The organism is Candidatus Parcubacteria bacterium (genome assembly GCA_023131895.1).
Lineage (GTDB): Bacteria > Patescibacteriota > Minisyncoccia > Minisyncoccales > JAGMDC01 > JAGLYZ01.
Genome location: JAGLYZ010000001.1, coordinates 121,413 through 141,740, shown reverse-complemented (window position 1 = coordinate 141,740; position 20,328 = coordinate 121,413). Strand labels below are relative to the sequence as shown.

18 protein-coding genes and 1 rRNA gene are annotated in these 20,328 nt (G+C 35.3%); 1 reads left to right on the top strand and 18 read right to left on the bottom strand.

Annotation, left to right across the window (positions count from 1 at the left end; genetic code table 11):
• The 8 genes from KAT95_00655 to acs all read right to left on the bottom strand — a co-directional run.
• Window positions 1-2,618 (bottom strand): 23S ribosomal RNA (locus KAT95_00655); the annotation flags it as partial.
• Between the two features lie 327 nt (window positions 2,619-2,945).
• Window positions 2,946-3,629 carry a hypothetical protein gene (locus KAT95_00650; protein ID MCK4520367.1) on the bottom strand — a complete coding sequence of 228 codons (684 nt, stop codon included), beginning with the start codon at window positions 3,627-3,629 and terminating at the stop codon, window positions 2,946-2,948.
• Between the two features lie 24 nt (window positions 3,630-3,653).
• Window positions 3,654-3,800 carry a hypothetical protein gene (locus KAT95_00645; protein ID MCK4520366.1) on the bottom strand — a complete coding sequence of 49 codons (147 nt, stop codon included), beginning with the start codon at window positions 3,798-3,800 and terminating at the stop codon, window positions 3,654-3,656.
• A 232-nt stretch (window positions 3,801-4,032) separates the two neighbouring features.
• A complete protein-coding gene (locus tag KAT95_00640) occupies window positions 4,033-4,884 on the bottom strand; it encodes a nucleotidyltransferase domain-containing protein (GenBank protein MCK4520365.1) in 852 nt (283 codons plus the stop codon).
• Between the two features lie 215 nt (window positions 4,885-5,099).
• A complete protein-coding gene (gene mnmA / locus KAT95_00635) occupies window positions 5,100-6,287 on the bottom strand; it encodes a tRNA 2-thiouridine(34) synthase MnmA (GenBank protein ID MCK4520364.1) in 1,188 nt (395 codons plus the stop codon).
• Between the two features lie 11 nt (window positions 6,288-6,298).
• Window positions 6,299-6,835 carry a hypothetical protein gene (locus KAT95_00630; GenBank protein ID MCK4520363.1) on the bottom strand — a complete coding sequence of 179 codons (537 nt, stop codon included), beginning with the start codon at window positions 6,833-6,835 and terminating at the stop codon, window positions 6,299-6,301.
• 32 nt (window positions 6,836-6,867) lie between these two features.
• Window positions 6,868-7,614 carry a triose-phosphate isomerase gene (locus KAT95_00625; protein MCK4520362.1) on the bottom strand — a complete coding sequence of 249 codons (747 nt, stop codon included), beginning with the start codon at window positions 7,612-7,614 and terminating at the stop codon, window positions 6,868-6,870.
• Window positions 7,615-7,621: 7 nt separating this feature from the next.
• Complete coding sequence (acs, locus tag KAT95_00620; protein MCK4520361.1) at window positions 7,622-9,550, bottom strand: acetate--CoA ligase; 1,929 nt, start codon at window positions 9,548-9,550, stop codon at window positions 7,622-7,624.
• 220 nt (window positions 9,551-9,770) lie between these two features.
• On the opposite strand from acs, the gene KAT95_00615 reads away from it, so the two are divergent.
• On the top strand, window positions 9,771-10,061 hold the full coding sequence (locus KAT95_00615; GenBank protein ID MCK4520360.1) for a hypothetical protein: 291 nt from the start codon (window positions 9,771-9,773) through the stop codon (window positions 10,059-10,061).
• 100 nt (window positions 10,062-10,161) lie between these two features.
• Here the strand turns inward: KAT95_00615 and gap are convergent, their stop codons facing one another.
• The 10 genes from gap to KAT95_00565 all read right to left on the bottom strand — a co-directional run bounded on the left by gap (window position 10,162) and on the right by KAT95_00565 (window position 20,267).
• Window positions 10,162-11,172, bottom strand: coding sequence for a type I glyceraldehyde-3-phosphate dehydrogenase (gene gap / locus KAT95_00610; GenBank protein ID MCK4520359.1), 1,011 nt, complete (start codon window positions 11,170-11,172; stop codon window positions 10,162-10,164).
• Window positions 11,173-11,242: 70 nt separating this feature from the next.
• Window positions 11,243-11,500, bottom strand: coding sequence for a glutathione S-transferase N-terminal domain-containing protein (locus tag KAT95_00605; protein ID MCK4520358.1), 258 nt, complete (start codon window positions 11,498-11,500; stop codon window positions 11,243-11,245).
• Complete coding sequence (locus tag KAT95_00600; GenBank protein ID MCK4520357.1) at window positions 11,493-12,365, bottom strand: ROK family protein; 873 nt, start codon at window positions 12,363-12,365, stop codon at window positions 11,493-11,495. The genes KAT95_00605 and KAT95_00600 overlap by 8 nt, the downstream gene beginning before the upstream one ends.
• Window positions 12,362-13,120, bottom strand: a complete 759-nt coding sequence (locus tag KAT95_00595; protein ID MCK4520356.1) for a thioredoxin family protein — start codon at window positions 13,118-13,120, stop codon at window positions 12,362-12,364. The genes KAT95_00600 and KAT95_00595 overlap by 4 nt, the downstream gene beginning before the upstream one ends.
• Before the next feature lie 7 nt (window positions 13,121-13,127).
• Entirely contained in the window at window positions 13,128-14,315 is a 1,188-nt protein-coding gene (gene apgM, locus KAT95_00590) for a 2,3-bisphosphoglycerate-independent phosphoglycerate mutase (GenBank protein MCK4520355.1), read from the bottom strand.
• Entirely contained in the window at window positions 14,312-15,556 is a 1,245-nt protein-coding gene (gene eno / locus KAT95_00585) for a phosphopyruvate hydratase (GenBank protein ID MCK4520354.1), read from the bottom strand. Before eno ends, apgM begins: the two co-directional genes overlap by 4 nt.
• A complete protein-coding gene (locus KAT95_00580; GenBank protein ID MCK4520353.1) occupies window positions 15,557-16,426 on the bottom strand; it encodes a UTP--glucose-1-phosphate uridylyltransferase in 870 nt (289 codons plus the stop codon). It lies immediately after the preceding gene.
• A gap of 6 nt (window positions 16,427-16,432) precedes the next feature.
• Window positions 16,433-17,995: a cell division FtsZ family protein gene (locus KAT95_00575; GenBank protein MCK4520352.1), complete on the bottom strand. Its 1,563-nt coding sequence runs from the start codon at window positions 17,993-17,995 to the stop codon at window positions 16,433-16,435.
• Window positions 17,996-18,012: 17 nt separating this feature from the next.
• Window positions 18,013-18,924 carry a DUF1460 domain-containing protein gene (locus KAT95_00570; protein MCK4520351.1) on the bottom strand — a complete coding sequence of 304 codons (912 nt, stop codon included), beginning with the start codon at window positions 18,922-18,924 and terminating at the stop codon, window positions 18,013-18,015.
• A 92-nt stretch (window positions 18,925-19,016) separates the two neighbouring features.
• Window positions 19,017-20,267, bottom strand: coding sequence for a S8 family serine peptidase (locus tag KAT95_00565; GenBank protein ID MCK4520350.1), 1,251 nt, complete (start codon window positions 20,265-20,267; stop codon window positions 19,017-19,019).
• Window positions 20,268-20,328: the final 61 nt, after the last annotated feature.

Below are 20,328 nucleotides of genomic sequence, written 5' to 3'. Positions count from 1 at the left end.
ACCCTTGGGACCTTCTCCAGCCCCAGGATAAGATGAGCCGACATCGAGGTGTCGAACAGAGCCGTTGATGTGGACTCGCGGGCTCTACCAACCTGTTATCCCCGGGGTAACTTTTGTCTGATAATCTTCGGATTTTCTACTAAAATCCGTCGGTTCACTAAGTTCTGCTTTCGCAACTGCGCGGCATATCCGCCTTGCAGTAAAGCCGGCTTATAGCTTTGCCCTATTTTTCCGGTTTCCATCCGGAAATAGCCGACCTTTAAACGCCTCCATTACCTTTTAGGAGGCAAGTGCCCCACTTAAACTGCCCACCTCCCACTGTATCCCGATAAATCGGGATTAGTCAAGCAATTTTAAAAGACGGGTGTTTCATTGGCGGCTCCTCCCAACCCGAAAGTCGGGATTCAAAGCCTCCCCGCTACGCTACGCATTCAAAATAACAAGACAATGGGAAGCTACAGTAAACCTCCCGGGGTCTTTCCGTCTAGCCGCAGGTAACCGGCATCTTCACCGGTATTGCATTTTCACCGAGCACCTTGTTGAGACAGTTCCCCAGTCGTTAAGCCTTTCATGCGGGCCAGAACTTACCTGGCAAGGGACTACGCTACCTTTGGACAGTTATAGTTACTGCCGACGTTCACTGGCGCTTCACTCAGTTAGCAAGTCTTACCGAAGTAAGACACACCGCCGAGCTTGACGTTCCAGCACTGGTCAGGCCTCAGCCCCTATACATCCTCTTACGAGTTTAGCAGGGACCTGTGTTTTTGGTAAACAGTCGCTAGGGATCGTTCGCTGCGTCCCGATTATGCAAGCATAATCGGGAAGTCCTTATTGCAAACTTACGGACACTATTTTGCCGAGTTCCTTAACAAGGTTTCACTCGTTCACCTTAGTACATTTATACCTACCCACCTGTGTCGGTTTACGGTACGGATCAAGCATATAATTAATTCCTAAAAAGCTTTTCCAGGAAGCTTGCTCATCCTGATTGCTCTGGCCGTAACCAGAACTTTTTGCATACCTTGACGAATCTCAATATACAAATGTGAATCCAATAACACATCAGGACTACTAAACTCCGTCACTTTTTAGAATTATATACTCAAGGGCCGGAATATTAACCGGCTGTCCATCGACTACCCCTTTCGGGTTTGTCTTAGGTCCGCCTAACCCTTGGCTGATTTCCATTGCCAAGGAAACCTTAGGTTTTCGGTGTTCCGATATCGCATCGGAATTGCGGTTACTCATGCCAACATTCTCACTCCCTATTGCTCCACTCCGTTTCACAACGAAACTTCTTTGCAATAGGGACGCTCCCCTACCACCGCTCGTGCGAAGCACGAACGATTCTTATCTTCGGTACTGAGTTTGAGCCCCGTTAAATCTTCGGCGCAAAACTCCTTAGTTAGTAAGCTATTACGCACTTTTTAAAGGATAGCTGCCTCTAAGCTAACCTCCTAACTATCAGAGGAATATCACTTCCTTTCCCACTTAACTCAGTTTAGGGACCTTAGATGAAGATCTGGGCTGTTTCCCTTTCGAGTATGAAGCTTAGCCCTCATATTCTGACTCTTGCAATATAAATTTTCCGGTATTCGGAGTTTGATTGGATTACCTGGGTAAAACCCGCGATAAACCATTCAGTGCTCTACCCCCAGAAAAAATTTGCAAGGCTAGCCCTAAAGCTATTTCGGGGAGAACCAGCTATTACCAAGCTCGATTAGCTTTTCACTCCTTACCACAGCTCATCCCAGAGTATTGCTCGGCTCACGGGTTCGGGCCTCCTTCCCGATTTCTCGGAAATTCACCCTGGCCATGGCAAGCTCGCTTGGCTTCGGGTCTAAGGCATACAGTAAAAAACGCGCTTTTAACACTCGCTTTCGCTATGCTTTCTCCCGGAACGGGATTAAACTACTGTATACCAAAACTCGTTGGCTCGTTCTGCAAAAAGCACGCCATCATCCCGATAAATCGGGACTCTGACTCTTTGTGGACATAGTGGTTTCAGGTTCTATTTCACCGCCCTCACAGGGCTGCTTTTCACCTTTCCCTCACGGTACTAGTTCACTATCGGAGATATTAAGTATTTAGCCTTGGCCGAGCAGTTCGGCCTGCTTCTCTCGAAGTTATCATTTTTCGAGATACTCAAGAAAGATAACAAGGAGCGCAAAGTAGTTTTTACCTACAGGACTATTACCTCCTATGGTACCCCTTTCCAGGGTGTTTTGGTTAGCCAAACTTTGCCTAAATATTCTCCCTCGAAGAGTATTCCAGTGCACCCGGAATGCCCCCGACGCTATCCCCTTACAACCCCCATTCTTGTGCGAAGCATAAGATGGGTTTGGGCTATTCCCTTTTCGCTCGCCGCTATTAAGGGAATGAGCTTCAAAATGAAGCTTTGTTTTCTTTTCCTCCGCTTACTGAGATGTTTCACTTCAGCGGGTTCGCTGTCCCGACAATGTCGGAACTAATTGCCTAATGGCAATCAGGTTTCCCCATTCGGAAATCCCCGGATCAAAGGTTGCTACGCACCTACCCGAGGCTTTTCGCAGCTAAGCCACGTCCTTCATCGCCTTAATATCCCAAGGCATCCACCACTAGCCCATAACAATAAAATTTCTCGGCTAGCAATTAATAACCACAATATTTACCCTGTTAAATGCCACGAAGTGGCAATTTCGCCTTTGGCGAAATTATTTAACAGAGTGAATTGTCAATGTTCTTTCTCTAACAATCAAAAAATCGCTTCTTGAAAGCGATTCTTTAAAAACCTACTATCAAATTAGCAGGCAATCTTTAAAACCGCTTTCTTTTTTCTTTAATTTTGTCTATCTTTAACATCTTCCATTTTCATATTAACAAACCCAAGACCTTTGTCAACCCCTAAAAAACTTAGGGACCTAAGGCCTTGGGCTTTAAAAACCAAATTAAATTGTGTTATATATCTATTCTCCTTTTAGCTTTCTTGTCCATTCCTGAAGAAATTCAGCTGCAACATCCTTGCCGCCTAAACCAAAAGCTAAACCAAAAGAAATCACTATTAATGCAACCAATCCGCTAAACAAGGTTTGAATCATTTCAGGGAATACTCTTAATTGCTCTAAAACAGCTAAAATTGCAAAAATCCAAATTGACCATTTTACTATCACTCCTGCAAAATGAGAATAACCTATTCTCATTTTTTCAACTCCTGCTACTACAATCTTTTCCATAATATCAGCTACAATTACTGCTACTACAAAAATTAAAGCCGCTACAAAAACATTTGGAAGATAATTTACTACTTTTTCCAAGAAAGCAGCAAAACCAGGAAGGTCTAAAATTTCCACCGCAGCCATTAAAAAAACAATCACTAAAATCCACTTAACAATAGCTCCTAAAAATTCAGCTGGATTAACATTAAGCTTTGCTTTGCTCAATGCTTGTTTCCAGTCAGTTCTCTCAAAAAGCTCATTAAACTTAATGCGAATCAAAATTTCTGAAATCAATCTTCCAACTGCTAAAGCTATGAACCAACCTATAACAAAAACAACCAAAGCTCCAATTAATGCTGGAACGAAGTCTAAAACTCCTAACCATAATTCTCCTAATTTTTCAAATGTTATTTCTGCCCAATTTTCTAAAACCATATTTTTATTAGTTTTAATGAATATTCATGCTTTTAAATTCGACCTTTTGTTTAAAATTATTATATTATACCAGAAATCAAAAGAACTTACCTGTGGATAACTTTTTGAGGACTGTTGATGAGGTTGTTGATGCCAGACATCAACAACTGACTCAATTGCTTTGTTAAACATTAGAAAAAATAAGCGTAACAAACTAATACGATCGTTCTACTTTGTGACGGAATTTTATCAGAATTTAATTTAAAAATAAAAAGGGATTTAAAAAAAATAAAAAAGAGGAAATGAAAATAATTCCCTCATAATTTGATTTTTTTACTCGTTCTATAATTCCTCGCATTCATCCACGACCAAAGTTATTATCTTCTGCGAGGAATCATAAAAAAATAACGCTTAGTTATTTTGGCTAAGCGTGTTTCTTATTCAATTTCCATTTTAAGACATTGCCTTTTACAAACTCCATCACTTTTGGGATTGTATTACGTTCAATCCAGTAAAGTATCTGCTTATATTTTATCTCATCACTTTGATCTATATCTCGATTCCGTAATATCATATTTAGGGCTCTGGAATAACCCTCGTCAACCCCTATCACTTCTCGAAACATCTCGATTAAGCGGCGATCTTCCACATAGACAAGATAATTTTTGATTATCTCTTGTTTCAACCAACTAAAAACAACTTTACCTTTTTGATATAAAACATATTCAGCTGTTTTAATCGGTGCCTCCAAAACTTTTCCTAAAAAATCGTATTTTTTTTCTCCGTCAAACCACGCAAGTTCGCATATTCCCTTCTCTAACTTTCCCGTCACTATCGTAAAAAATGTTTTTAGCGTTATATCTGGATTTGCCTCTTTGATTTTCAGAATTTCAAAAGGATTTCTTTTTATCACTCCATCGTGCTCTGTTGCCCATCTTAAGTGAGAGGAATAAAGACCATCATTAAACGGATGAACGCCTTTTTCTGCCATTTCTATATCTAGAAGCACAAATTCCACTGGCACAAACAATTCTTTTGCAAAGAGAACTATTTCTTCAAGAGTAAAAAAGACTCCCTCGCCATTATGGAAAACAAAAATATCAACATAGCTCTTGATAGAAAAATCTCCTCTTAATGTTGACCCATAATGAACTGCTCCTATTACACTTCTGTCATCAGATAGTTTCTCTTTCGCCTCTTCAATCACAACCCTAAAACTCTCAATCTCTGGTATCTTTCTTTTTTTTACTTCTTCCAAACTAAAAACTCTTCCCATTTTCCATCAACCTCCTTTTTCTTTTTATAATCATACGGTGGGATATTCAAATGTAAAAGATCCACCATTTTATGGTATTTTGTTTCTATCAAATTTCTAAAAATATGTCAATAGAAATTCTAAACAAAATCTTACGAAATCCGGTTTCGTAAGATTTTGTATATCACTATATCAAACCCATCACAAAGTAGCACAATCGTGCTACTTTGTGACATTTAACTTTTTATGATTCCGCCGCCTAAGAGTTCGTTTCTTTGGTAAAAAACTACTGATTGGCCTGGAGTAATGGCTCGCTGAGAGCGTGAAAAAATCACTTTATATTCTTTGAAAGTTTTAGGAAGTCGGACTTCCTTAAGGAAGTCCGACTTCCTTGTAATTTTTGCTTCAACGGATTTGTGGCGATAACGAATTTTTGCTTTAATTTTTATAGAAAATTTTGCTTGCCCGCCGTAGCCTTGGCGAAGGCAGGGCTCTTTTCCAGAAATCCAATTAATTTTTTTGACTATTAATTCTTTTTTATGCAAGTCCTTTTCGTTCTTAGTGACAATTAAAATATTTTTCTTTATATCTTTATCTAAGACATAATATGGCTTGCCCGCCGTAGCTTCAGCGGAGGCGGGTCCTCCACCAACTCCTATGCCTTTTCTCTGGCCAATTGTATAGAAGCACAATCCTTGATGTTCTCCGATAATTTCTCCTTTGGTATTTATAATATCGCCTTTTTTAGTTTTAAAATTCTTTCTTAGAAAGCCATTTAAATCTTTTCCAATAAAGCAAATTTCCTGTGATTCAGAAGAAAAAACCGGCAATCTAAATTTCTTAGCTAAATTTTTAACCTCTTGTTTAGTATAATTTCCAATAGGAAATAAAATCTGCCTCAATTGTTTTTGATTAAGCATCCAAAGAAAATATGATTGGTCTTTTTCTTTATCTTTAGCTCTCAATAATTTGTAAGTAGCTTTTGACTTTTGACTTGTAGTTTTGGCTTTCTTGTTTTTTGTTTTAAGTTTTACATAGTGCCCGGTGGCGATGAAATCAAAACTAATTTTTAGTTCTCTAAGCTTTTTTAAAAAAAATCCGAACTTAATTTCTTTATTACATAAAACACAGGGATTTGGTGTTTTACCTTGCTGAAGCTCTTTAATAAAATAATCAATTATCTTCTTTTTAAATTCTTTTCTTAAATCTAAAACAAAAAAAGGAATTTCTAAAATTCCTGCTATTTTTTTAGCTCTTTTTTCTGATTCTTTAAAACTTTCTGAATCAAAAAGATTTAAAAAAACACCTTGAACTTCAAGGCCTTGTTTTTTTAATAAAGCAGCTGCTACTGAAGAATCAACTCCTCCAGACATCGCTACTACTACTCTGGTTTTTCTCCGCCAGTCAGCAGATTGCTTTTTCATTTTTAATTTTTTTAAGTAAATCTATCAGCCACGCTTGAAGCAACAAACGATTCTGGCTTTATTTTGGCCTCAAATCCATTTCCTTGAATAAGCCCCACTACTTCTTTTATCATATCGCGCGTTTGACCGCGCTCTCCAATATCAGCATGAATATAACGAAATTGGTAATTAGAAAAACTAAATCCCTGCTCAGACAATTCTTTTGCCATTTTTTCTATATCCTCTTTTAAAAATAAAGCCAGCTCGCAGGAAAGATAAACTTCTTCTAAAATTCTTTGGTGATAATTATAAAATTTTCTGTTTTTATATCCAACTTTTTTAAGAAAAAACCTTCCCCCCTCACCCTTCCTCAAAATAACCAATACTACTGGAAAACTGGGCTCTTCTTGTGAAGAAGAATCGCAACCAACAATAACATCATAAAATCTTTCCGGCTTTTCTTTCATATAAGAAAACAACTCCTCAATAACTTGTTTAAGGAGTAAATTTCCTCTGCTTGGGTTATAAAAATAACCGTTTTTAAGCAAGTCCTGATTTAAACTTCTCATATATTAAATAATAACAAAACATCTTTAAAAGGTCAAATATTTTTTACTAATTTGATAAATTCTTTAGGTTTTAATGAAGCACCGCCAACCAAAACCCCGTTAAAACCGCCTTGCTTAATGAAACTTTTAACATTTGAATTATTTACACTGCCGCCATAAAGAATTTTAATCTCATTAGCAACTGAACGAAAATATTTTTGCGCAATAACTTTCTTTACAAAGAACCTTATAACATTAGCTTCATCTGGAGAACATGGCCTGTTGCTTCCAATAGCCCATAAAGGTTCATAAGCAAAAATAATTTTTTTAACATCGCTTTTGCTTATTTTTTTTAAACCATTTTCTAATTGTTTTTTCAAAACAGTTTGAGTTTTTCCTTGTCCTTTATCTTTCTTGCTTTCTCCAAAACAAAAAATAGGCCTCATATTTTTAATTAAAGCTGCTTTTATTTTTTTATTTACCATCCTGTCTGTTTCATTTAAAAACTGCCTGCGTTCAGAATGTCCAATAATAGCATATTTACAGCCAAAGCTTTTCAGCATTGGAAGAGAAACTTCTCCAGTGAAAGAACCTTTATCCTCCCAAAAACAATCCTGCGCACCAAGTTTTATATTAGATTTTACATTTTGGACATCAGGTAAATAAACAAACGGCGGACATATAACCACTTCTGCCTTTTTTATATTTCTCAATTCTTTATCAACAGCTTCAAAAAGGAGCTTAGCTTTAGTTAAGGTACTCGGGTTCATCTTCCAATTAGCGATTACAAAAGTTTTCATAGTAGATTCATTTTTTATTAATGACTTTTTTAATTTCTTTAACGCTTTCAGGATTAGCTAAAGTAGAAAGATCGCCTAATTCTTCTTTGGTGAATAATCGTTTTAAAATTCGACGCATAATTTTTCCAGAGCGCGTTTTTGGCAAATCTTTAACTAAATATACATTTTTAATTGAAGCAATGGGTCCAATTTCTTTTCTTATCTGCCTTTTTATCTCCTCCTGAACTTGCTTTAAAGGTTTTTCTTTTCTTAAAACTACAAAAGATAAAAGCGCTTCACCTTTTATCTCATCAGGAATACCGATTATGGCACATTCAGAAATGTCTGGAATTCTGGAAATAGCATCTTCTAACTCACCAGTAGATAAACGATGACCAGCCACTTTTATCACATCATCCATTCTGCCAACAATTCTGATTAAACCGTTTTTATCTTTATAAGCGGCATCGCTGGTAAAATAAATCTTTTTACTATACTGGCTCCAGTAAGTTTTTAAATACCTTTTTGGATTTTTATAAATCCCTCGCAAAAGTCCAGGAGTAAAAGGGGACAAAAGAACTAATGAACCTTTTTTATTGGAAGACAGGGATTTTCCCTTATCATCTAAGATATCAAATTTCAAACCAGGTAATGGCAAGCCGGTAAAACAAGGTTTAAAAGGACCTATACCCGGCAAAGAACTTATTAGAATACCGCCTGTCTCTGTCTGCCACCAAGTATCAAGAATAGGACATTTCCCTTTGCCTATCTGATTAAAATACCATTTCCAAGATGATTCATCAATTGGCTCGCCTACTGAACCTAAAATTCTTAGAGTATCAAATTTATACTTTTTAATAAATTGAGTGCCGTATTTTTTAAACATTCTAATAGCAGTAGGAGCAGTATAGAAAATAGTTACTTTATGTTTTTCAATAATTTGTGCCCAACGATCTAGATTAGGCCAATCAGGTGAGCCTTCATAAATTAGAGTAGGTACACCGTTTAATAATGGCGAATAAACACCGTATGTGTGACCTGTTACCCAACCAACATCAGCAGTGCACCACATTATATCATTATCATGCAAATCAAATATCCATTTACCTGTGTATTTTGCCTGAACAGTATAACCGCCGCAAGCATGAACCGTTCCTTTTGGCTTGCCAGTGCTTCCGCTAGTATAAAGTATAAATAAAGTGTCTTCCGAGTCCATTACTCTTGGCTCGCATTGAAAAGATTCTTTCTCAACCAAATCCTGCCACCAGAAATCCCTGCCCTTTTTCCAATCAACTTTATTTTTAGCTCGTTCTACTACAATAACTTTTTTCACTTTTGTTTCTTGAATTCCTTGATCAACGTTTTTCTTTAAATCAATTATTTTCCCTCTTCTATAATATCCATCAGATGTAATTAAAATCTTTGCTCCTGTATCCTGCAGCCGAATTTTTAAAGCATTAGGAGAAAAAGCAGAAAAAACAACTGCGTGAATAGCGCCAATGCGAGCGCAAGCGAGCATTGATATTATCACTTCCGGAATCATTGGCAAATAAATTCCTACTCTATCCCCTTTTTTTACTCCCAATTTTTCCAAAGCATTAGCGAATTTGTTAACCTCTCCAGAAAGCTCATTATAAGTTAAAATTCTCGGCTTCTCATCAATCGGCTCTGGCTCCCAAATAATGGCTGGCTTATTTTTAATTTTCTCCCAACCCAAATTATTTTTTTCAAAGATATTTGATGTAATATTTATTTTGCCGTTGACAAACCATTGAGAATACGGCGGCTTGTGAACAAATGCTTTCTTCCATTTCTTAAACCAAAAAATTTCCTTAGCCAAATTCTCCCAAAATTTAATCGGGTTTTTCTCTGCCTCTTTGTAAATCTTTTTGTCGCTCAACCAAGCCCTATTCTTAATTTCCTTTGAAGGATAATACAAATCCCCTTTCTTAAACATAATGATGTTTAATCACAATTTATATTAGTATATCAAAAAAAATAGAATAAGACAAATCACAAAATTTTAATATTAATTATCCCCTATTGACACAATTTTGTGATGCTTCATACTATAAAATAGTTCGCAAGATGTTAAATATGGAATTAGGGCTTGTCCAAAAACCCTTGACATTTTACGGATTATATGTTATCCTAAATAAGGATAAGGGGTGATAAAAATGAAAAAAATAGGATTAGATTTGGAACATGTAGAGGAGCAGTTAGCACAGACAGATAAAGAAATAGCAGTGTCCAGAGACGAATTTTGGGGCAACCCTAACTGGAACGATGAAAAAGCAGAATTGGAAGCGAAAATAAATGCGCTAAGAGACTGGAAGGAAAGCCTTGAAGCGACCAAGAGGACAATTGTAGTTATGAACAACGGCGGGATAGCACAAGATGTGGAGAAAAAAGTCAGTCAATATAAAAAACCTCTTTATGGGGTTGACTTGACAAGAAGTGAAAGATAAAAAGGGTTTGCTCGTTAAAAAAACAGGCAAACCATATTTTTTTTACTAAAAAACTGCGTAAATTTTCACGCAGTTTTTTGATTTAAATAATGTATAGAAATTAGAACTTCCTGCCGATAAATTCTGCGAATTCTGCCATTCTGCAGGAATAGCCGTATTCGTTGTCATACCAAGAAATAACTTTAACCAAGTTGTCCTTAACCATTGTCAAATCAGAATCAACAATGGAAGAAAAAGGATTAGCAATATAGTCAGAAGAAACCAATGGCTCTTGTTCTATATCTAAAATGCCTTTCATTGCCTTGCTTTGAGCCGCCTTTTTAAAGCAGGAATTAACTTCTTTCTTTGTTGTTTTCTTTTCTAATTCGCAAATTAAATCAACAATAGAAACTGTTGGCGTTGGTACTCTTATTGCCAAACCATCCAACTTTCCCTCAACTTCTGGTATCACTTTACCAATAGCTTTAGTAGCTCCAGTAGTGGTAGGAACAATATTAATAGCAGCTGCTCTTGCCCTGCGCAAATCTTTATGAGGCAAATCTAAAAGTTTTTGGTCAGTAGTATAGCTGTGAACAGTGGTCATAAAACCTTTGACAATCTTAAAATTGTCATGAAGAACCTTGACTACTGGCGCTAAACAATTAGTGGTGCAGGAACCCATATCCATTATTTCATCTTTTTCTGGATTATATTTTTCTTCATTTACGCCTAATATATAGGAAGGAACTTTTTCCGGCGTTTTAGACGGAGCAGAAATAATTACTTTTTTAGCTCCGGCTTCAATATGCTTTTTACCTCCTTCATAGTCCCTAAAAACACCAGTACATTCTAAAACAATATCTATGCCCAGCTTTTTCCAAGGAAGATTATTTGGTTCTTTTTCGGCAAAGATCTTTATTTCTTGTCCATTGATTATAAGCGCTTTCTCTTTGGCTCTCACTGTTTTTCTATAAATACCGTAAACAGAATCATATTTTAAAAGATGAGCCAAGGTCTTTGTATCTGTTAGATCATTAATCGCTTCTACTTTTAAATCAGGATGTTTCTCCAAAATCCTTTTAAAAGTTGCGCGGCCTATCCGGCCAAAACCATTTATTGCAATTTTTGTCATAGAAATAAGTAAGCGAAGGAAATATACTTTTAGGAGCACCCGTCTTCTAAAAGTTATATTCCTGAGCTTGTTATTCTTTTATATTTAACAAATTACAAATTTTTTCTCTCTCAAAACCTATAATTAATTCTCCGCTAATATCTAAAATAGGTACAGAACCCCATATTCCTTTCTCGTCCAGCCTTTTCAATAACTCATCCCTTTTTTTCTCATCATGGGATATGCTAATTTCTTCAAATTCTACATTACTCTCTTTTAAAAACTCTCTTAAAGTAAAACAAAAAGAGCAATTATCAGTAGTATAAAGTTTTACATTTTTTTTATCCATCTTCTACAAGCAGAGCAGCACCGATTGCTCCGCTAAAATCTTTAAGTTTAGATATTTTTATCTTAACAAATTTTTTAGACAAAGGCGATAGGACCCTTTTTTGAATTTCTTTTTTTACTGATTTCATAAAGAATTTATTGGCTTTGGAAATTCCTCCTCCAATTACAATGACTTCCGGGTCTAAAATATTAATAATGTTAGAAATACCAATTCCTAAGTATTTTCCGTATTCTTGAAAAATTTTTAATGCCTGTTTATCCCCTTTTTTTGCTTTTTCTTCTAATTCTTTTGAAAAAACTTTTTTTCTTTTAAAAAATTTCTCTGAACAATAATCCTCTAAAAAACCAATATGTTTTTTTTCGTCAAATTTAATTGTCATAAAGCCAAACTCTCCAGCAGAACCAAATGTACCTTTAACAAATTTATTTTTCCATATAATACCACCGCCTACACCTGTTCCTAAAGTAATACCGGCAACAATTTCTGCTCCTTTTGCCGAACCTAATGTTATTTCGGCTAAAACAAAACAATTCACATCGTTTTCCATCACGGTTTTAATGTTCAAATCTTTCTCAATAATTTCAGCCAAAGGACAATTAGAAAGATATTTTAAATTAGGCGGATTTAAAATAAAATCCCTTTTTTTATTTAAGGGACCAGGAACTCCAATGCCAATACATTTAATTTTTGATTGAGGTATATTAGATATTAAATTTTCTATATTTTGCTCTAAAACCTTAATGAGCTTTTCCTTGTTTTTTGGAGTAGAAATCTTTTCTTTTTTTACAACTTTAAGTTTATTTGACAAAACAAACTTTGTATTGGTTGCGCCGATGTCAATACCAATGCTATACATTAAATTCATTTAACTTGATTAATTAAATCTTGGACCTCCTCACAAATATGAGCAGGTTGATTTTGCGTTAATTTACAAATTAAAGCTGTTAGAATATTAGACTCCCCTTCTTCACCCATGCTTTCTCCAGAACCAACTCTATAATATTTGCATCCTATGACCAATGTTGGCACACCTCCTGAGCTGTATTGTTGGAATACACCCATATCTGCATCTGAATCCATATTATTATGAAATGCAATATGACCATCAAAATTCTTTGCTACTTTTTCTATAATAGGATGTTCCCAAGTACAATGCGGACAACCTTTAGAACTAAAAAAATATACAATCGGTTTTTCGTTCTCCTTACAAATTTCGTTTTCACTAACTGAAAAGTTCCCAATTGTTAATTTTTCTTCCTGATTTTCTCCTTGAGAAAGATTTTCTTCCATATCAATCACTTGCGGGAATAAAAGCTTTCCATCTTTGGAAATATAAGAATCAAATTCTTCTTCGCCTATTTTTAATTTAATCTTGTATAAATTGCTTTCCTCGCTAATATCTATTAAAGAAGCAATTATTCCCCCTTCTAAAAGATTTTCATTAATAAAATTTATAACTTTTTCTGAAACCTCATCAGCAGATAAAACGTTCTCGTTCTGATTTTGGTTATTTTCAAAAAATCCATTGGTGTAAGCCACTGAAGCAATTACTAAAATCCCTATAACAGCTATTGCTAAGGCTATTAAATTTTTGTTTGTTCCTTTAAAAAAATCGTTCATAATTTCATTATACTTTCTTTGAAATCATTGTCAAATATTTCATTAAATTAACCTGTTTTATTCTACCTATTCTTCCTTTTTCACAAGCATTTTCAGAAAATTGTCTTACATTGTCTTTGCCATTGCCAAAAATCAAAATGGGTACCGGCTCAATACAATGGTCTTTGTTAGAGCAACAGGTTGAATGGTCAGCAGTAATAACAATTAAAATATTTTTCAGCTCAAATAAAGTTTTAATTTCTTTGTCGATTTTCTCAATAAATTTCTTTTTGCCTTGAAAATCACCATCATGAGAAAAAGTATCAGTGGCTTTTATATGTAAGAAAATAAAATTATATTTTTTCAGAGCGCTTTTAGATGCCAAAATTTTTCCCTTAAGATTGGTGCTAGCAAAACCAGTAGCTCTCCTTACTTTGATTAAATCCATTCCTAAAATTTTTGCCACTCCCTTATAAAGCGCGCCTCCAGCAATACAAGCTGCTTTTAAATTATATCTCTTTTTAAAACTGGGTATTTTTTCCATCATCCCTGCTCCCCTGACTAAAAGATAATTAGCTGGCAGTTTTCTTTTTTTATTTAATCCATGTTTTTCTAAAATCTGATTGGTCTTTTCTAAATATTTATTTAAAACATCGGCTGTAAATTTTGCCTCTTTTGACTTGTCTAAAGGAATAATATTTTTTACTCTTACTCCTTTTTTGTGAGGATCATTATCACTTATTTTCTTTGACAATCCCTTGCCTCTTAAAACTAAAACAGCCCTATGGCCATAGGATTTTTTGATTATAAATCTAATGCCGTCTATTTTTATTTCCTGTAATGCTTTGACTAATCCCTGGGTTTTTTCTATTCTTCCTGCCCGCCTGTCAATAATTTTTAAGTTTTCATCAACAGTCCCAAAATTAACCCTTAAAGCCACATCTCCTTTCTTTAATTCCATTCCAATACCAGCTGCCTCATAAGGGCCTCGTCCTAAAAAATAATCTTGATAGCCAAATAAAGCAATATGCGCGCCTTCTGATGTAGGCACTTTCTCTTTAGGGAATCTAAATGTTTCTACCAAACCGCAAATACCTTTTTTAGCCATTAAATCCATGTTGAGCGTCTCAGCAGATTCTAAGGGTGTTTTATTATTTAACTGAGGAATAGGTTTGTCTCCCAAACCATCAATGATAATTAAAAGAATTTTTTTCATAACTCTTTTTCAATTTTTAGCAACCGATTGTATTTTGCTAATCGCTCACTGCGAGCCGGAGCTCCAGCCATTATTCCGTCTGCGCCAACACCCACAGCTAAGTCAGCAATAAAATCATCTTTTGTTTCTCCGGACCGATGTTTAACAAAAATCTTAAAATGATTTTCTTTAGCATGCCTTACCACTTCTAAAGTTTCAGAAACAGTTCCGATTTGGTTTGGCTTAACAATCATCCCATTGCAAGCCTTTTCTTCAACTGCTTTCTTTACTTTTTTAATGTTGGTAACTAACAAATCATCGCCAATAATAACAGTTCGAGAACCGTTCTCGGATTGTTTGGTGATTTGTCTAAAACCCTGCCAGTCATCTTCTGAAAAAGGATCCTCCAATCCTGTAATAGGATATTTAGAGATTAAATCTGAATAATATCTCAAGAAACCATCTTTAACAAAAACACCCATTTGAGTTTGGTATTTTTTATCTTTGAAAAACTGTGAAGCAGCGCAGTCCAAAATAATTCCAACTTTATCTTTATATCCTGCTTTTTCTATTGCCCTAACTATTGATTCCAATGCCTGTTCTGGAAACTTTAAAGCTGGTGTAAAACCGCCTTCCATTCCAACATTAATAGATTGTTTTCCATATTCTTTTTCCAAAATCTCTTTAAGCGTATGATAAATTTCTGTTCCTGTTTGCAAGTTTTCTGAAAAACTATGTTCATTTGGCTGAATCATAAACTCTTGAAAGTCCAATTCATTACCAGCATGTGCTCCTCCTTCAATCATCAAAAAACACGGCTTTGGCAACGAGCATCGAGAACTATCCTCGATGAGTTGAGAAATGTATTTGTATAATTGTACATTATTTGCCGCAGAGCCGGCCCGGCAAACAGCAATACTTACTCCTAAAACAGCATTAGCGCCTAATCTTGACTTATCTTCTGTCCCGTCTAATTTAATCATCAATTCATCAATCTCTTTTTGTTTAACAACATCTTTATCTTTTAACGCAGGCTCAATAATCTTTTCTACATTTTCTACTGCTTTTAATACTCCTTTGCCATTATATCTTTTTCCCCCATCTCTTAATTCTTTTGCTTCGTTTTTGCCAGTGGAAGTGCCGGAAGGAACAGAAGCAAAAAAAGAGCCAATATCAGTTATCAGCTCTACTTCTATAGTAGGAATTCCCCTTGAATCCAATATCTCCCTTGCCTTGATTGATTTTATTGTATGAGTATTCATTTACGCTATTTCTCTTATATATTTTTTTAATTCTGGACCAAACTGAGGATGTTTTAAAGAAAGATAAAAATTTGATTTCAACCAATCTAATTTATTTCCGCATTCTAACCATTCACCTTCAAACTCATAACCATATATTATTTTCCCATCATTTATCATTGTTTCTAAAACTTCAGACATATATATTTCACCTTTCTTGCCAGGTTTGGCTTTTTCTAAATACTGAAGAACTTCTGGGGTATGAATATATCTTCCAACTACGACTAAGTCAGAAGGTGCCTCATCTGGACCTGGTTTTTCAACAATCTTTTTAATTTTGTAAATGCGATTAGCAATTTTTTCTACTTTTACTACACCGTAACGATGGAGTTTTTCCTTAGGCATTTTTTTTAAAGCAATGACAGGCTTTTGGCAGGTTTTAAAAACCTGTTCAATTTGGGCGACACATGGTATTTTTGAATCAATAATATCATCGGGAAATAAAACCGTAAAAGGATCTTTGTTTAATAATTTCTTTGCTTGTAATATAGCATGGCCATCGCCTAATGGTTCTTTTTGGACTACCCAAGAAAAAGAAATGTTTTTAGAAATCTCTGTAAGCTTTTTAACTTCTTCTAAAAAATTTTCTTTCTTTCTTTCTTTTAATATTTTTTCCAGCTTTGGAGATTTTTGGAAATAATTAAAAACCTCTTTTCCTTTTGGCCTGATAACAAAAACAATATCACTTATACCTGACTTTTTAACTTCTTCAATAATATATTGGATTACTGGTTTATCAACTAAAGGCAAAAGCTCTTTAGGCGAGGCCTTAGATAAAGGCAGAAATCTTGTTCCTAAACCAGCAATTGGAATAACAGCTTTTTTAATCATTTTTTACTATTGATTATTGCCTGTGTTTTTTCTAAGAAAAGCAGGGATGTCCCATTTTTTTTCTTCCTCTAAGAGCTCTTTTTCAGCTTCCTCTGCTTCTCTTTTTAATTGCAAAGCATTTTTTCTCGTTTTCTCCTGTTTTTTTATCTTTCTTTTAGCAGGCGGTTTCTTTTTCTTTGCTTTTTTAACCTTTCTTTGTACTGCTTTTTTCTTTTTTGGTTTTTTCTTCTTTAATTTGAAAATTTTTTCTTTTGGTTTTTCTAAAATGATCTTAGCTACTTTTGGCTTTTGTTTTTTCTTTAGTTTTTTTTCTGGTTTCCTCCCCGGAGGGGCTAGGCTCTCGCCTCGTCTTCGCCGAGGTGAAGCGGGCGCCTTTTTAGAGGCGGCTGGTTTTTCTTCCGGTTCTGATACTATTTTTACTTTTTGGTTTTGTTTCTTTTTAATCTTTAGCTCTTTTTTTTCATCGCTAGTGGCTAATAAAGTTATTCTTATTTTCTTTTTATAATTAGGATGCTGGGAAATGCCAAAAATTATTTTCGCTCTCTTATTAATTCCAGTAATAGCTTTGCTGATTTGCTGGACTGTATCCATTTTCAAATCCTTATCAGAAGTTATATTGTATAAAATCTTATCTGCCTTTTCAGGATTATATTCGCTTAAAGGGTTTTGGATAAGCCTCATTACTATTTCTTCCGGCTCTTCATCGCTTCTGGCCTCAACACTGTTTAAATAACATAGTTTGCCCCTGCCTTCTAAAATTACCTTTAAATCAGCCCAATCAATATTAATCAGGCCTGGCAAAAAAATCATCTCAATCAAACCCTCTAATCCTTGTTCTAAAATCTTGTTTAAGGCAGAAAGAGATTGTTTTAAAGGCGTTTTTTTATCAATAATTTTAAAAATCTTTTCATTCGGAATCACAGTAAAAGCATTTAAATTCGGCTTCATTTTCTCTAAGGAATTTAAAGCAATTTTTAATTTCTTTTCGCCTTCAAATTTAAAAGGCAAAGTAAAAATCCCAAAAGTAATATTTTTAAGCTCTTGGGAAACTTGAGTAAAAACAGGAGAAGCGCCAGAACCAGTTCCGCCTCCTAAAGATGAAACTAAAATACAAAGATCTGCTCCATCTAAAATCTTTTTTATGTCATCTGCTGCCTGTTGCGCGGCTTTTCTTCCTAAATCAGGATTCATTCCGCATCCTAAACCTCCTGTCAAGCTTCTGCCAAAAGAAAAACGTCTGCATTTTTTGCTTATCCTTTTAAGCGCTTGAGTATCTGTATTTGCTGCTGTAAAACTTGCTTTTTTTAATTGTGAAGCAATTTCTGAAATAATAGAGCCGCCTCCTCCTCCAATACCAATTACTTTTATTTTGGTCTGATAAGCATTTTCAGGAATTACTGATTTAATCTTTTTTTGTCTTTTCTTTTTTATTTTTTTAGGTTTAACCTTAATCACTCTCTTTTTTGTTTTTTTAAGAGCTTTTTGCTTTCTTACTGGTTTTTTCTTTATAATCTTTATAATCCTTTTCTTTTTCTTTAAAATTCTTTTGTTTTTCTTCTTCTTTACCATTATTTAAATATAGCTTGTCAATGCAATAAGGTCAAGTCAAATAATACAATGCCGTCAAATTTAGGACTAGAACCATCTTCGCCGAAATAATAATCATAAAAATCCTCTGCCACAACTTTTTTCTCTATTGAACTTGAGGCGATAAGCATTTCTCCATTAAATAAAAGCCCTTCATGAACTACATCTAACCCTGTCTCAAAATACTTTTCCTTAACAAAGGCAATTCCAACTGATTTAGGCAAACCAATAAGAAGCTCTTTAGTAATATATTCATTGTGCAGATATTTTATAATCATTTCTTTTTCCCAATCAATATTTATCCAGCGCTTGCCATCTGTTTTTACTTTATTTAAAATCACTTTTCTGGTAATTATTTTAGAAGAACCAGCGACTTCTTCAGTAATATCAGAGAAATAATGCGAAACCATATTACGATCAGTAGTAAAATGAAGCCGATTTTCAAAAGTTATTTCTTTGTCTGTCCCATAGTTTAGAAATTTCATCATTTCTCTTGCTTGTTCCAAATCTTGGGAATGAAGCAAAGCAGCAGTGGTTAAAACAAATACCGTGCAATCAGCTTTATCTAATCTAAAAATAGGGTCCTTATCTCGTCCTGATTCTTCCCCTAAACAACCAATTTGATAAGGCATGCCAATCCGCAAAACAGCTATGGCTTTCAACCGCTCGTCTTTATCTGGAAATTGCTTCCAGAGTTCTTTTAAAAGTAAATCAACCTCTGTTGGAGCCAACTCATATAATTTCTTTTGCTTACTAGCCCATTGCCAGTTTGTTTCATCCTCATTGACTATCACAGTATCTTGAGTCTCCTTATCCTCAGAGACAAGCAACTTGTTTTGTTGGTACAGAATTATTGTTGCTGAAAAAAGAATAAAACAGATTATTATTATCAATATCGTTTTTTTCTTCATTTTTTTATTGTATCTTATTCCCTAATAAAACAAAATCCCTTATTAAGGGATTTTGTTAAATCAAAATGTCTTTCTTTAATTTGGCAAGTGAATTAGGGAGCTACTGGAAGCCCGAATCCGGTTGCCGAGTCATCGCTTTCTATATGTAGATCATGCAGTTTTGCCAGTTCTTGCAACTTTGTTCTTGTTGTGGCTGCATCCGTATACCACAACTTTGCTGCCAGTCCTGCAATATGAGGAGCTGCCATAGATGTTCCACCAATAGTATTATAACAGCCATTTTTCCAGGTTGATTCTACAGCCACTCCTGGCGCACCAAACTCAACTTCTTTTCTTTCTATGATATAATCGCCATCATTTATTCCTCGAGATGACCAGTCTGGAACTGCTTCTGCGGAATCAATTGCTCCAACGGCTATTACTTTAGCATTTGCCGCTGGGTAATCTATTGAACCATCAGCTGGACCATCATTTCCTGCTGCTGCAACTACTAAAACATTTTCACCAACTGCATAATCTATGGCTTCTTTAATCCCTGAATCCTGAGTATCCCCACTAAGGCTTATAGAAATTATATTTGTTCCTTTGTTAGCAACATATCTAATTGCTTTAGCTATGTCATCACCATAACATATTGCATCATAAATCGGGTGTGGCACACAAACCTTTATATGCCATAGATTTACATCTGGAGCAACTCCGAAAATTCCCTTGCCATCATCGCCACCATTAGCCGCTACTGTTCCAGAGGTATGCGTTCCATGACCATGAAAATCATTACAGCCGTCTTTTAATTTTGGGCCTCCTCTTGTAGCATTTTTGCACAAGCTAACATCTAAATCCAAATGGTCTCTGTAAACTCCTGTATCTAAGACTGCAACAGTCACATCTGTCCCGCCAGAACCACCATTCACTTTTTCAATACCCCAAGGTTTTTGAACACTTGGATAGCAAATTCTCTCTGGCGCTGTAGTTTCTTCTACACATTTACAGTTTTCACAAATTTGTCCTTCTGGACAATCGGGTAAGCTCGGCTCGCCGCATTGTTCTGAAGGATGAGCTTTACCATCGCCACAAATAGGTTTTCCAGTGATTTCATATATCTGAACTGGTTCGGTCTTTATCAGTCCTAATGCAGTTAGCACTTTCAGTTGAGGAGAAACTTCGGTAGAGAACACTCCAGGGAATTCGTGATGAACTCCTAACATTGTTTTTACTACTGGATTATCCGTTAAAACATAAACTCGCTCCCCCACCTGACCGTTTGCTGCAGCTAAGGTTATTCCCGAAATGACTAAAACACCCATAACCACTACTCCTAATGCTATTTTTATCTTTTTCATATTTTTTTTACTTTTAATTAAATTTTAAATTTTTTCGACCTTTTTATTATTCTATCACAAC

What these genes read in the sequence shown, in the direction of transcription:
- KAT95_00650 (MCK4520367.1), bottom strand. Translation starts at nt 3,629, where the DNA reads ATGGTTTTAGAAAATTGGGCAGAAATAACATTTGAAAAATTAGGAGAA.
- KAT95_00645 (MCK4520366.1), bottom strand. Translation starts at nt 3,800, where the DNA reads ATGTTTAACAAAGCAATTGAGTCAGTTGTTGATGTCTGGCATCAACAA.
- KAT95_00640 (MCK4520365.1), bottom strand. Translation starts at nt 4,884, where the DNA reads ATGGGAAGAGTTTTTAGTTTGGAAGAAGTAAAAAAAAGAAAGATACCA.
- mnmA (MCK4520364.1), bottom strand. Translation starts at nt 6,287, where the DNA reads ATGAAAAAGCAATCTGCTGACTGGCGGAGAAAAACCAGAGTAGTAGTA.
- KAT95_00630 (MCK4520363.1), bottom strand. Translation starts at nt 6,835, where the DNA reads ATGAGAAGTTTAAATCAGGACTTGCTTAAAAACGGTTATTTTTATAAC.
- KAT95_00625 (MCK4520362.1), bottom strand. Translation starts at nt 7,614, where the DNA reads ATGAAAACTTTTGTAATCGCTAATTGGAAGATGAACCCGAGTACCTTA.
- acs (MCK4520361.1), bottom strand. Translation starts at nt 9,550, where the DNA reads ATGTTTAAGAAAGGGGATTTGTATTATCCTTCAAAGGAAATTAAGAAT.
- KAT95_00615 (MCK4520360.1), top strand. Translation starts at nt 9,771, where the DNA reads ATGAAAAAAATAGGATTAGATTTGGAACATGTAGAGGAGCAGTTAGCA.
- gap (MCK4520359.1), bottom strand. Translation starts at nt 11,172, where the DNA reads ATGACAAAAATTGCAATAAATGGTTTTGGCCGGATAGGCCGCGCAACT.
- KAT95_00605 (MCK4520358.1), bottom strand. Translation starts at nt 11,500, where the DNA reads ATGGATAAAAAAAATGTAAAACTTTATACTACTGATAATTGCTCTTTT.
- KAT95_00600 (MCK4520357.1), bottom strand. Translation starts at nt 12,365, where the DNA reads ATGAATTTAATGTATAGCATTGGTATTGACATCGGCGCAACCAATACA.
- KAT95_00595 (MCK4520356.1), bottom strand. Translation starts at nt 13,120, where the DNA reads ATGAACGATTTTTTTAAAGGAACAAACAAAAATTTAATAGCCTTAGCA.
- apgM (MCK4520355.1), bottom strand. Translation starts at nt 14,315, where the DNA reads ATGAAAAAAATTCTTTTAATTATCATTGATGGTTTGGGAGACAAACCT.
- eno (MCK4520354.1), bottom strand. Translation starts at nt 15,556, where the DNA reads ATGAATACTCATACAATAAAATCAATCAAGGCAAGGGAGATATTGGAT.
- KAT95_00580 (MCK4520353.1), bottom strand. Translation starts at nt 16,426, where the DNA reads ATGATTAAAAAAGCTGTTATTCCAATTGCTGGTTTAGGAACAAGATTT.
- KAT95_00575 (MCK4520352.1), bottom strand. Translation starts at nt 17,995, where the DNA reads ATGGTAAAGAAGAAGAAAAACAAAAGAATTTTAAAGAAAAAGAAAAGG.
- KAT95_00570 (MCK4520351.1), bottom strand. Translation starts at nt 18,924, where the DNA reads ATGAAGAAAAAAACGATATTGATAATAATAATCTGTTTTATTCTTTTT.
- KAT95_00565 (MCK4520350.1), bottom strand. Translation starts at nt 20,267, where the DNA reads ATGAAAAAGATAAAAATAGCATTAGGAGTAGTGGTTATGGGTGTTTTA.